Here is a 13,592-nt window from a genome sequence, read left to right as displayed (position 1 = left end):
ACAATTCACTTGGTAAAATTGATTTAAGCTTGTGCAAACACCTTCACTGGAGCAATCGCACCTGTATCTTCCAACTCATAAATGCCAAGAAATCCACCTTGAAGATCGTATAGCCGAAATTGACTGTTCGACTTCACCTCTGGAGCAATAAATCGTGAGGACAAACGCTGCCCCTGCAAAGCTGCCTTCTTTTTCTCATCCATTACTGTGTGCTTTGGCATATGAGAAATGGCTTCGTCTGCAGCGATTAAATGATCTTCCAATGTTCCGGCTTCCTTGTGAGTCGCAATATCCTCTAGAGTAAGGCAATGACTAGCAGAAATCCCTGCCGACATCGTTCTCTCTAGCTTCACCATCACACCCGGCAGCCCAAGTGCTCTTCCGATATCGACACAGAGAGTACGAATGTATGTCCCCTTAGAGCAAAGCACCCGGAAAGTGATATCAGGATGATTGCCTTCCCAAGTCATATCCGTCATTTCAATTTCATAAATCTCTACTTCACGGCTTTTACGTTCGACGGTTTTACCTTCTCTTGCCAACTCATAAAGACGCTTACCGCCAACTTTAACTGCAGAATACATTGGTGGAACCTGAGAAATAACACCTTTAAATGAAGCAAGCACTGATAGAATTTCTTCTTCAGTTACATGCACCTCATCTACAGTTTCTGTAATAGTCCCCGTTAAGTCCTCGGTATCGCTGGACATCCCTAGCCTCAGCGTTGCCACATATTCTTTAGGTAACTCCTGAATATACTCCACAACACGAGTAGCACGCCCCAGACAAAGCGGTAGAACACCTGTTACCTGAGGATCAAGCGTTCCCGTATGTCCGATCCGTTTCATGCCGAGAATACGACGTACCTTGGCTACAACATCATGTGAAGTGAAACCTGCCGGCTTGTAAACCGCCAGTACACCTTCTAATTCACTCATAAATGACGTCTTACCTCCTCAAGCACCTGGGCTATTGCCGTTTCGAGTGTAGCTTCTATACGCGCACCTGCAGCACGTGTATGACCGCCACCTCCAAACGTTTGCGCTAAATCAGCCACGTCCACCTTACCAGCAGAACGCAAACTAACTTTAACCGCATGTTCATGAATGACTTTGAACAGAATCCCTACTTCCACACCTCGAATATTGCGAGGGTAATTCACGAGACCTTCTAAATCTTCATTAGCAGCAACACATTCGATCATATCCTCCGGTGTAACATAGAGCCAGGCAATATCCCCTTCAGGTGATAATTGAAGAGTATTTAACGCTTTATTTAAAATTTTAATCTGCGGCAATGTCATTTCTTCAAGTAATGTCTCAGCCAGTTCAGGACCGTTAACGCCATAAGAAAGCAGTTCAGATACGGCTGCCATTACTTTTGGTGATGTGTTGGTATATCGAAATCCACCAGTATCTGTCAAAAGACCTGTGTATAAAGCTGTGGCGATATCAAGGTCCCATTCAATTTCGAACGTCTTCAGCAGATCGAACAAAATTTCCGCAGTCGCAGCAGCATCCGGTTTGATTAAATTCACAAGTCCATAACCGTTGTTAGTGGGATGATGGTCAATGTTCAGGATTAGAGCATCATTCGCAAAATAGCGATGGGTCAGTCCTACTCGCTGAAAATCAGCACAATCCACACAAATCACATTGCCGTATTGACGGGGCGGCTCACTAGAGGCCATATTGATGATTTCATCCGAATGCCATAAGTATTCCATCCGCTTCGGTATCGGTCCTTCATTCAGCATAGTGTATTTTTTGCCCAGACATGAGAGAAGCCAGCCCACCGCTAGGGTGGAGCTGACTGCATCTCCGTCCGGCTGAACATGCGACACTACAAGGTAATCGTCGTGTTCCAGCAGAAACTCACGGGTCTGCTGGAGACTTTGTTCATAGCTCTGCATTCGCCGTCTCCTTTATAAAGGTTGTTCAAAATAGCATTAAGCTATTTTGAACTCCTTCTATTACCTATTTCTAATCGTTCTTATGAAGCTCTCCGAGAAGTTTCTCAATGTGACTGCCATAAGCGACAGACTCATCCATTTTGAAGATCAGTTCCGGTGTGTGTCGGAGGCGAATCGCCTTGCCAAGCTCTGAGCGAAGAAAACCATTTGCTTTTTCAATCGCTTTAAGGGAGCCTGCCTTCTGTTCTTCATCCCCGAACACGCTTAGGTATACTTTCGCTTGCGACAGATCGTTAGTCACGTCTACGCCAGTTACAGTTACAAAACCGATTCGAGGGTCTTTCAGTCCGCTTTGGATAAGTTGACTAAGCTCTTTCTTGATCTGCTCGCCCACTCGTCCTGCTCTAATTTTAGACATCTATTTTCACCTCTTCGCTTAGCGCTCTACAGTTTCCATAAGAAACGCTTCGATAATGTCGCCCTCTTGGACGTCATTATAGCGTTCCAAAGTTATGCCGCATTCATAACCTTGCGCCACTTCTTTGGCATCATCTTTAAAGCGTTTCAAGGTATCAACTTTACCTGTAAATACAACGATTCCGCTACGGATCAAGCGCATTTCAGCATTACGGGTAATTTTACCATCAATAACCATACAACCTGCAATGGTACCCACTTTACTGATTTTGAAGACGCTACGTACTTCAGCGTGACCGATAACGTTCTCTTTATAGATAGGATCAAGCATACCCTTCATTGCACTTTCGATTTCCTCGATTACATTGTAGATGATGTTATGGAGACGAACATCTACTTTTTCTTGTTCAGCAGCTGCCTTGGTCTGAGCGTCCGGACGAACGTTAAAGCCAATAACAATAGCATTAGATGCTGCGGCAAGTGTAATATCGGATTCCGTAATGGCACCAGCACCGCTGTGAATGATCTTCACGCGGACGCCTTCCACTTCGATCTTAGCCAGGGAACCTTTAAGTGCCTCGACTGAACCTTGTACGTCAGCTTTAATAATAACGTTAAGGTCTTTGATCTCGCCATCTTTGATGTGCTGGAACAAATCATCCAATGTTACACGGGTGTTCGTATTCAGCTCGGATTGACGTTGGGATGTAGAACGTCTATCTGCAATCGCACGGGCTTTACGCTCGTCTTCGAAAGCCATAAACGGATCGCCAGCTTGTGGTACCTCAGTCAAACCAGTAATTTCTACTGGAGTAGATGGACCAGCTTCTTTAAGCTTACGTCCTTTATCATTGACCATCGCACGTACACGCCCGAAGCAGTTACCTGCTACAAAAGCATCGCCGACTTTCAATGTACCGTTCTGTACCAGAACACGTGCAACTGGTCCACGGTTCTTATCAAGCTCAGCTTCTATAACCGTACCGCGTGCCCGTTTGTCAGGGTTCGCTTTGTACTCATTTACTTCAGCAACGAGCAAGATCATTTCCAGCAGTTCTTCCAAGTTAATACGTTGTTTCGCAGAAAGGTTAACGAAGATGGTATCTCCGCCCCACTCTTCAGGAACGAGTTCATAGCTTGTAAGCTCTTGCTTCACTTTGTCAGGATCTGCACCCGGCTTGTCGATTTTATTAACAGCGACAATAATCGGAAGTCCAGCAGCCTTAGCGTGTGCAATAGCTTCAACGGTCTGAGGCATAACACCGTCATCAGCAGCAACTACGATAATAGTCATATCTGTTACCTGTGCACCACGAGCACGCATAGCAGTAAATGCTTCGTGACCAGGTGTATCTAGGAACGTGATTTTCTTCTGGTTGATTTCAACTTGATAAGCACCGATATGCTGTGTGATTCCGCCTGCTTCGCCTAGAGATACACTCGTCGAACGAATGGCATCCAGCAAAGTAGTTTTACCGTGGTCAACGTGACCCATGATCGTAACTACTGGAGGACGGGACTGAAGTTCTTCTTCAGCATCATTCTCTTCCACAGTTTCAAAGCTATCCTCATCAACAGGAATCTTCACTTCAACTTCTACGCCGAATTCAGCAGCGAGTAGTAGGATGGTGTCGATATCCAGCTCTTGGTTGATGGTTGCCATAACACCCATAGAGATCAGCTTCTTAATTACTTCAGAAGCGTCTTTGTGAAGCAATTTCGCTGTTTCACCAACGGTCATGCTGCCACGAACGATAATCTTCTTAGGTGTGTTATCAATCTTCTCACGGTGAACCATAGGTTGATTCTTGCCGCGGCCATTCTTTCCACCACGACCGCGGTAGTTACCGCCTTTGCCATCATCAAAACGTCTATTGTTCGTATTTGGTCTACCACCAGTTGTGTTCTTCTTAGGACCTCTGTCGTCACCGCGTGTGAAACCACCGCCAGTGCCAGATTGACCTTGTGGGCGGCTGTCAGTGCGAGGTGCACTGCTTTGTCCTTGCGGACGGCTGCCAGTATTACTTCCTTGCGGACGGCTGCCACCAGTATTGCTTCCTTGCGGACGGCTGCCACCAGTACTGCTTCCTTGCGGACGGCTACCACCGGTACTACTACCTTGTGGACGGCTGCCAGTATTACTTCCTTGCGGACGGCTGCCACCGGTATTACTACCTTGTGGACGATTGCCGCCAGTGCTGCTTCCTTGCGGACGGCTGCCGCTAGTACTGTTAGTACGTGGAGCTCCGCTTTGTTGCGGACGTGCATTTTGCGTTGAACCTGTTGTTGTTCTGCGGGAATCTTGTCCGCTTTGGGGCCTTGGGGACGTCGTCGATTGGTTGTTGTTTTGGTTACTGTTCATACCTACCTGCTTTTCCTGTTGATTTTTGTTGGCATTCTGAGCACTTTGGGGTTCGGCAGTTACCGCACCGGTTGTCACCGGACGGCTGCTGGAGCTGGTATCCCGCTTGGCTGCAGCGTTCGACTTGATATCCTTGAAGAATTGCTCTACTTTGTTCACGGAACCGTTCTCCATGACACTCATATGATTATTCACAGGGACATTCAAACGCTTCAGAATTGTAATAATTTCTTTACTGCTCATGTTTAGTGACTTGGCGTATTCGTACACGCGCAATTTATCTTTGTTCTCTTCTTTAGTCAATAAATCCACCTCCGACAGTATCTCCGAGTTGCTTGGAGATCATTTCCGCGAATCCTTTATCCGTAATGGCCAGTACTACACGCTGGTCTTTACCAATACTTGCACCGAGGCTGTCTCGGTGAAATGCGATTACTAGTGGAATATCGTAGGTTCCGCATTTATCACGGAACTTTTTTTGGGTATTATCTGAAGCGTCACCTGCCAGAACGACCAGCTTCGCCTCTGAAGACCGTACAGCTTTGAGTACAGCCTCATCGCCGGTGACTATCTTGCCTGCTCTCATGGCAAGCCCTAAATAAGAAAGCGCCTTACTCATTATCCTCACTATCCTTTACTGCTAGAAACTGCTCTTCCACGGAAGTAAACTCCCGGGCAAGCTGGTCATAGATTTCAGGACTCACTTGACATTTCAAAGCGCGGTCAAGTGCTTTATTCTTCTGTGCCAGCTTAAAGCATTCAAGCTTGCCGCATATGTAAGCACCACGGCCTGACTTCTTTCCTGTCAGATCAATCAGTACTTCGCCCTCGGGCGTTCTAACCACTCGAATCAGCTCTTTCTTCGGCATCATCTCTTGGGTAGCAACGCATTTGCGCAGCGGCATCTTTCTTTGTTTCATAACATACGCCTCCCGTCAAGCAGGTTAATTAATCAATGGAGACGGAATCCTGATGCATTTCATCAATAGAAGTTCTCGGTCTACCGTATTCCTGCTCCGCTTGACTTTCACTCTTGATATCAATTTTCCAGCCGGTAAGCTTAGCGGCAAGACGTGCATTTTGCCCTTTAATACCGATAGCCAGTGATAATTGATAATCAGGAACGATCACCCGTGCCATTTTCTCTGCTTCAAAGACTTGAACTTCAAGCACCTTAGAAGGGCTGAGTGCATTAGCGACATACTCCTGCACCAGATCAGAGTAACGGACGATATCGATCTTCTCGCCACGAAGCTCAGTAACGATGGTTTGAACGCGTGTTCCTCTTGGGCCTACGCACGAACCAACTGGATCCACTTCCGGATTGCGGGAATACACAGCAATCTTCGAACGGAAGCCAGCTTCACGAGCTACGGAACGAATTTCAACTACACCATCAAAAATTTCCGGAACTTCTAGTTCGAACAGACGCTTCAGCAATCCGGGATGACTGCGGGACAGCATAATTTGCGGTCCTTTAGTGGTGTTCTCAACTTTAGTGATATAAGCCTTGATACGCTCACTTTGCTTAAACTTCTCACCTGGCATCAATTCACTAAGCGGCAAGACCGCTTCGATTTTACCAAGATCAATGTAGATGTTCCGCATATCTTGACGTTGTACAAGTCCTGTTACAATATCATCTTCTTTGTCAATAAAGGCATTATAGATGAGTCCACGCTCAGCTTCGCGAATCCGTTGTGTTACAACCTGCTTTGCAGTCTGTGCAGCAATGCGCCCGAAATCACGTGGTGTCACTTCAAGCTCAGCAATGTCTTCAAGCTGGAAATGCGGGTTAATTTCTCTGGCTGCCGGCAATGAGATTTCAGTCCTTGTATCCAGGACCTCCTCAACAATTAGCTTGCGGGCAAACACTTTAATTACGCCTGTGTTGCGGTTCATATCAACACGTACGTTCTGTGCCGCATTGAAATTACGTTTATAACTAGAGATCAGCGCTGCTTCGATGGCTTCAAACAGCACATCTTTACTGATGCCTCTCTCCCTTTCCAGCTCATTCATTGCTTCAATAAACTCCATACTCATGAATTTCCGGCCCCCCTTTCAAGACGTTAAAAAATAATGGCCAATCTCGCGCTTGCGACTTTGGCGTACGGTACTAGATGTTCTTTTTTGCCCGCGGAGATGAGCAGTTCCTCGTTCTCGAACGAGAGCAAACGACCTTCAAATTCTTTGAGTCCTTGAATCGGCTCATAAACAGTCACATACACGTCCTTACCTACCGCTTTAGCTACATCTGCAGCTTTTTTGAGAGGACGCTCTGCTCCCGGTGAGGAAACCTCAAGGAAATATGCCTCAGGGATAGGATCATTCTCATCCAACTGCTGACTAAAATATTCGCTAATGCTTCCGCAGTCATCAATATCAATGCCGCCTTCTTTATCTACGAATATACGCAGAAACCAATTGGAGCCTTCCTTCACGTATTCAACGTCCACCAGTTCGAAACCATTGTCGTCGAGATAGGGCCCCAGCATCTGCTCTACCGTTTGTTTAATTTTAGATTTGGGTGTGCTCAAAAGAAAATTACCTCCACGAACTTGTCTTTTGCTATATACCAAAGATAAAGAGTGGGTTTCCCCACTCTTTACACAACGGACTTATCTCATTATTACCAAAGAAATTATACCATAGTGAGTCTGGACTGACAAGTGCTAGCCCTTGACTCCCCCTTTGGAGCTCTCTTCTAGAAATACAAGAAAGTATAAGTTTCACGTCATCCTATATGTCTTGTATTTTTCGCAGAAACGGGTACCGTCCCTAAAAGGACGGCAAAGCCGTTTCTGCTTACCATGAAATAAGTGTTGTTAAAGCCTTCAAAATAGGGAAAGTTGATTGCTCTCCGGTAAGCCGCGGAAGCAGCCCATATTGGTTAGCAACTCAATAACAGTCTTACTCGCCTTGGATTTCTGCTGGAAATCCTCAATAGAAAGGAACTCCCCGGCATCTTTCGCAGCGGCTATGTTGATAGCAGCATTCTCACCAATTCCCGCTAATGCGGAAAACGGAGGAATCAAACTCTTGTCATCAACAATAAACTTATTCGCTTCTGAACGGTAAAGGTCAATATTTTTGAATGTAAACCCACGTGCGGTCATCTCCAAAGCCATCTCAAGCACAGGCAACATAGCCTTTTCCTTAGGTAAAGCCTGAAAACCTTTTTGCTCAATTTCTACGATCTGACGGTTGATGGCTTCATATCCCTTACAGCACAATTCAATATCAAAATCTGCTGCACGTACAGAGAAGTAGGTCGCATAATATTCAATTGGATGATACAGCTTGAAGTAGGCGGTACGTACTGCAGAAATAACGTATGCAGCAGCGTGCGCCTTCGGGAACATGTATTGAATCTTCAGACAAGAATCAATATACCATTGCGGAACCTTGCACTTTTTCATTTCCTCGATCCATTCGTCGGACAATCCTTTACCTTTACGAACACTCTCGGTAATTTTAAAGGCTAAGCTCGCATCCATACCCGCTTTATAAATTAAGAAGAGCATAATATCATCACGACAACCGATAACGGTCTTAATGTTACAAGTGTTATTCTTTATAAGCTCTTGCGCATTACCAAGCCAAACCCCAGTACCATGAGACAAACCTGATATTTGCAGTAAGTCAGCAAAGCTGGACGGTTTCGACTCAATAAGCATTTGCCGTACGAACTTGGTGCCCATTTCGGGCACACCATATGTCGCAACCGGTGATTTGATTTCGTCCGGTCTTACTCCAAGTGCATCTGTAGAGTTAAACATGCTCATTACTTTCGGATCATTCATCGGGATAGAGGTTGGATCAACACCTGTCAAATCCTGCAGCATCCGCATCATTGTCGGATCATCATGACCCAGAATATCAAGCTTCAGCAGATTCGCGTCAAATGCGTGATAATCAAAGTGTGTGGTCTTCCACTCGGCATTGACATCATCCGCCGGGAATTGCACTGGTGTAATATCTTCTACCTCCATATAGTCTGGAACAACGACTATACCACCGGGATGCTGCCCCGTACTGCGTTTAACGCCTGTACAGCCAGCCGCCAGACGGCCAACTTCAGCTCCACGCCAACGTTTCTGGTGCAGTTCTTCGTATTTTTTTGCAAAACCGAAGGCTGTCTTCTCAGCTACCGTACCAATCGTTCCGGCACGGAATACATTTTTCTCACCAAACATTTCTTTGGTAAAATTATGTGCATTCGGCTGATATTCCCCTGAGAAGTTCAAGTCGATATCGGGAACTTTATCCCCCTTAAATCCAAGGAAGGTCTCAAACGGAATATCCTGCCCTTCGCCTTTGAGCTTCTGACCGCAATCCGGACAGACTTTGTCTGGTAAATCGAATCCGCTCCGCACACTACCGTCCAGGAACCATTCACTATGGCGACACTCGGGGTTTAGGCAAATATAATGCGCAGGCAAAGGATTAACTTCTGAAATCCCAAGAAAGGTTGCTACTACAGAAGAACCTACGGAACCCCGCGAACCAACGAGATATCCGTCCTGATTTGATTTTTTAACAAGACGTTCAGAAATCAAATAGTTGGCAGAGAACCCGTATTTAATAATCGGTGCAAGCTCTTTCTCCAAACGAGCAATCACTACCTCAGGCAGTTCTTCACCATAAATGGATTTGGCAGTATTGTAGCAGGTCTCGCGAATTTCTTCATCCGCCCCGTCAATAATTGGTGTAAATAGCTTATCTGGAAATAGCTCCAGCTCTTCAAAACGTTCCGCCAGCTCAACCGTATTTGTAACCACGACTTCCATCGCTTTTTCAGCACCGAGAAACTCGAATTCAGACAGCATTTCATCTGTTGTACGGAAGTGTGCATCCGGTTTGCGTTGGTCTTTAAGCGGACTAAAACCTGTGATCCCATTAATCGTTATATCACGATATAGTTTGTCCCGGGGTTCAAGATAATGCACATTCCCCGTTGCTATAACAGGTTTATTTAATTGTTCCCCTATTTCGCAAACCTTACGGACTACATCGCGAAGCTCATCAGGACCTGCTACAAAGCCCTTGTCCACCAAATGCATGTACATGGTCAATGGCTGAATCTCCAGCACATCATAAAAATGAGCAACCTCCATGGCTTCCTCAGTCGTTTTGTTGAGTACTGCTTCAAAAAACTCACCACGTTCACAACCGGAAATCACGAGCAGTCCATCTCTATGCTCTTCCAATTTGGATTTAGGAATACAAGGTACACGTTTGAAATATTCCGTATGAGACATGGAAATGAGCTTATAGAGATTTTTTTTGCCCACCTGATTAAGTGCATAAATATTACAGTGAAACGGTCTAGTATTCGAAAGATCATTACCCACATAATCGTTCAGTCGATCAAGGCGGGTCATCCCCTTCATCTTTTCAGCATCCGCGAGCAATCCTGTTAAAATCCCGCCGAGTGCTATGGTATCGTCTATCGCACGGTGATGGCTTTCCAGAAGAACTTTATATTTATCGGCTAATGTGTTCAGCCTGTGATTCTTCATGGTTGGATATAGTAACCGTGCGAGCTCAAGCGTATCAAGAGTTGGATTTGGAAGCACAGGTTCACCTATTTTACGTAACGAGGCCTGAATAAAACCCATATCAAATCTGGCGTTATGAGCAACAAGAATACTGTCACCCACAAATTCAACAAACTTACGCAGCACTGGCTCAAGATCAGGAGCATCCTTAACCATTTCATCCGTAATATTGGTCAATTGCTGAATATGATAAGGGATCTTCTCATGCGGATTAACAAAAGTAGAATAACTGTCTACTTCTTTGCCTTCGCACATTTTAATGGCCGCTAGCTCCGTAATATTATTGCGGGTAATCGATAACCCCGTGGTCTCTATATCAAACACTACATAGGTAGCTGTCTTTAAGTCCAAAGGCTGAGCATTCTCGACAATATTCACAGCGTCATTCACAACATTGGCTTCCACACCATAAATCATTTTTATTTTATGCTTATGAGCGGCATGGTTCGCATCAGGAAATGCTTGAACTCCGCCATGATCAGAAATAGCAATCGCTGGATGACCCCACTGGGCAGCTGTTTTGACATAGGTAGTGATCGGAGTGACCGCATCCATCGTACTCATCGTAGTGTGCAGGTGGAACTCCACTCGTTTCTTAGGAGCCGTATCTTTACGTGCAGGCGGTGCCTTAACTTCCGTTAAGTCCGAAGGGATCATTACTAATTCAGGAATCTGCATAAAACGGTCATATTCTACTTTTCCGCGTGCTCTTACCCATTTACCGTTAGCAAGCTGACCCATAACCTTCAAATCATCTTTAGTCTTAGCAAACATCTTCATTTGTAAAGAATCTGTAAAGTCAGTGAGCGTAAAGGTGAACAGGGTATTTCCGTTACGAAGCTCTTTTCGATCCAGACCAAAAATGGTGCCCTGAACTGTAATTTTCTTCTCTTCATCTTGAATTTCAAGCATTGGCACAGCCTGTTCCTTGATCTCATAACCCACTTGAAGCTTGATCACTTCATTCGGATCACTATCATCAACTGGTTCTTCTGCTTCTACTGCAGACATCATCTGCTCAACGATCTCTCGTTGTTCCTGCTGAAGCTTTTGCTGAAATTCCTCGTATGCTTCAACATTATTATTTTCGTTCTCCGCCATTAGCACTTTAACTTTTAAAGAGAGTCCGAAATACTTATCATAAAATTTAATAATTGCCCCATCGATACCCTTTTTTCGAGCCAGCTCCATAGAGGTGGAGTCACTCATCGTCAACATTAAAGTGTCATCTTTTAGCTCTTGGCTAGAGCGTGTCAGCCAGCCGTTAACCGATGGGATCTCGCGGGTCACCCACTCCAGAAACAATCCCCAATATTCTTGGATTAGCTCTGCTTTACTGACATTCTCATCATATACGAACAAGAAGCTTACTTTGGCTATATGTTGCAGCTTCTCACGCATTCTAAGACAAAATGTCCGGTATACCTGCGCTGGAACCAGACTTTCTTTCGCAATGACAATTTGCCAGTCTCGGTTACCGCGGCTGATCTCTACACGTTCTATATATCCATCTAAAAAGTAGGGATCCATGATTGCAGGTGGAATTTCACCTTGCTTCATCAAGAGCTCGAATCTTTTTCTTCTCTCCTGGTTTTGTTCCATGCTTTCCTCCCACCTTTGTTAACGCCATAAAACACATCCAATGATATTCAGTGAAAGTACAATATGATAAGCAGCAAAAACACCTTCGGCGTCCCTATAAGGACAGTACGCGTTTATGCGAGAAATAGAAGGGATATTTTATAGCGTAAGCCTATAAATCCTTATATTTTAAAAAGCTTCTGGATTCAAAAAGCATTGGGTTGTTTCGGCCCGCTGACTCCTCTCTCCAGAAGCTAGATTAAAATACTACAAAACTGTTGATCGGTGCCAAAAGATTAATATGCCTTTGCAAAAACCACAGTGTGCTGAGCTGGTTTACCACAGCAAATGCAGACTTGTTTCTTCTCCGCCGGATCGAAAGGAATGTTGCGGCTACCCGCACCTGTCTCTTCCTTAACTTTGGACTCGCATTCTTCGGAACCACACCAGCCAGCTAGTGCAAAGCCGCGTTTTTCTTCCATCGAAGCTTTCATTTCTTCTAAGGAATCTACAGAATAGAAATGATCCTCGCGGAATTTCAGGGCACGTTCGAACATTTCATTATGAACCTGCTCGAGCATTGCTTGAACCTCTTCAACGAGGTTCTCTTGCTGAATAACTTTCTTCTCACCTGTGACACGTGAGACGATCACGCAGACGCCATTCTCCATGTCGCGTGGTCCAAGTTCCAAGCGCACGGGTACACCGCGCATTTCATATTCATTGAACTTCCAACCTGGTGTTACATCCGAACGGTCATCCACACGTACACGAACGCCAGCGTTCTTCAGCTCCTTGAACAGCTCGTCTGTCCGTCCAATCACGGCTTCGCGAGTTTTAGGTGGTCCGATAGGAATCATAATCACTTGAGTAGGCGCTACCTTAGGCGGCAGAACAAGACCACGGTCATCACCATGCACCATAATCAGCGAACCAATCAAGCGTGTAGTGGATCCCCATGAGGTGGTATGCACATATTCCAAATTATTGTCGCGGCTCAAATACTGGATCTCAAATGCTGTTGCAAACTTGGTACCCAAGTAATGTGAGGTAGCAGCCTGAACAGCACGTCCATCCTTCATCATCGCTTCAATAGAATACGTATCTACAGCACCAGCAAAACGCTCGGAAGGTGTCTTTTGTCCAGTGATCACCGGAATGGCAAGGAAAGTCTCGGCAAAATCACGGTAGTTATCTAGCATCTTCATGGTTTCTTCACGAGCTTCGGCTTCATTCTCATGCGCAGTATGCCCTTCTTGCCAAAGAAACTCAGTTGTACGGATAAATGGTAAAGTACGCTTCTCCCAACGAACTACGTTCGCCCATTGATTGATAAGAACAGGAAGGTCACGATAGGACTGAATCCATTTGGAATACATATGCCCGAACATGGTCTCAGAAGTAGGACGGACTGCCAGACGTTCCTCAAGCACGTCACCACCTGCCTCCGTTACCCACGGAAGCTCAGGATTAAAGCCTTCAATATGATCCTTTTCCTTTTGAAAGAAGCTCTCTGGAATGAACACTGGAAAATAAGCATTACGATGCCCAGTTTCCTTGAGGCGACGGTTCATTTCCTCCTGAATATGCTCCCATATTTCATAGCCTTCTGGCTTAAATACGATACAGCCACGAACAGGAGAGTAATCCATCAAATCTCCTTTTTTAATAACATCAATATACCAGCGTGAGAAATCCTCGCTTTGCGGCGTGATTTCCGTAACGAATTGCTTATCTTTTGCCATGTAATGGAATG

General features: G+C 45.3%; 9 protein-coding genes and 1 pseudogene. All 10 read right to left on the bottom strand.

The genetic code is table 11. The annotated features are described in order from the left end of the window. Positions 1 to 23: 23 nt before the first annotated feature. The 10 genes and pseudogenes from truB to proS all read right to left on the bottom strand — a co-directional run bounded on the left by truB (position 24) and on the right by proS (position 13,581). Positions 24 to 938: a tRNA pseudouridine(55) synthase TruB gene (truB, locus tag UQ64_RS09115; RefSeq protein WP_060623092.1), complete on the bottom strand. Its 915-nt coding sequence runs from the start codon at positions 936 to 938 to the stop codon at positions 24 to 26. Beyond that, entirely contained in the window at positions 935 to 1,912 is a 978-nt protein-coding gene (locus UQ64_RS09110; protein WP_060623091.1) for a DHH family phosphoesterase, read from the bottom strand. The genes truB and UQ64_RS09110 overlap by 4 nt, the downstream gene beginning before the upstream one ends. A gap of 70 nt (positions 1,913 to 1,982) precedes the next feature. Continuing rightward, complete coding sequence (gene rbfA / locus UQ64_RS09105) at positions 1,983 to 2,330, bottom strand: 30S ribosome-binding factor RbfA (protein WP_060623090.1); 348 nt, start codon at positions 2,328 to 2,330, stop codon at positions 1,983 to 1,985. Between the two features lie 18 nt (positions 2,331 to 2,348). Then, the gene (infB, locus tag UQ64_RS09100; RefSeq protein WP_060623089.1) at positions 2,349 to 4,994 is read right to left on the bottom strand and encodes a translation initiation factor IF-2; all 2,646 of its coding nucleotides are present in this window, start codon (positions 4,992 to 4,994) and stop codon (positions 2,349 to 2,351) included. Further along, a pseudogene (locus UQ64_RS09095) lies at positions 4,989 to 5,310 on the bottom strand (YlxQ family RNA-binding protein); the annotation flags it as partial. The gene infB and the pseudogene UQ64_RS09095, both read right to left, overlap by 6 nt. Further along, positions 5,303 to 5,611 carry an RNase P modulator RnpM gene (gene rnpM, locus UQ64_RS09090; protein WP_060623088.1) on the bottom strand — a complete coding sequence of 103 codons (309 nt, stop codon included), beginning with the start codon at positions 5,609 to 5,611 and terminating at the stop codon, positions 5,303 to 5,305. The gene rnpM and the pseudogene UQ64_RS09095, both read right to left, overlap by 8 nt. A 28-nt stretch (positions 5,612 to 5,639) precedes the next feature. Continuing rightward, positions 5,640 to 6,737 carry a transcription termination factor NusA gene (gene nusA, locus UQ64_RS09085; protein WP_042189417.1) on the bottom strand — a complete coding sequence of 366 codons (1,098 nt, stop codon included), beginning with the start codon at positions 6,735 to 6,737 and terminating at the stop codon, positions 5,640 to 5,642. Positions 6,738 to 6,763: 26 nt separating this feature from the next. Further along, entirely contained in the window at positions 6,764 to 7,231 is a 468-nt protein-coding gene (gene rimP / locus UQ64_RS09080; protein WP_060623087.1) for a ribosome maturation factor RimP, read from the bottom strand. Between the two features lie 297 nt (positions 7,232 to 7,528). After that, positions 7,529 to 11,857, bottom strand: a complete 4,329-nt coding sequence (locus tag UQ64_RS09075; protein WP_060623086.1) for a PolC-type DNA polymerase III — start codon at positions 11,855 to 11,857, stop codon at positions 7,529 to 7,531. Between the two features lie 275 nt (positions 11,858 to 12,132). Continuing rightward, on the bottom strand, positions 12,133 to 13,581 hold the full coding sequence (gene proS, locus UQ64_RS09070; RefSeq protein ID WP_060623085.1) for a proline--tRNA ligase: 1,449 nt from the start codon (positions 13,579 to 13,581) through the stop codon (positions 12,133 to 12,135). Between the last annotated feature and the right edge of the window lie 11 nt (positions 13,582 to 13,592).

Origin of the sequence: Paenibacillus etheri (genome assembly GCF_001012825.1) — a bacterium.
In the GTDB taxonomy this organism is placed as follows: Bacteria; Bacillota; Bacilli; order Paenibacillales; family Paenibacillaceae; genus Paenibacillus_AQ; species Paenibacillus_AQ etheri.
Note: the sequence above shows the minus strand (reverse complement) of the source record. Positions and strands in the feature narration are given on the sequence as shown.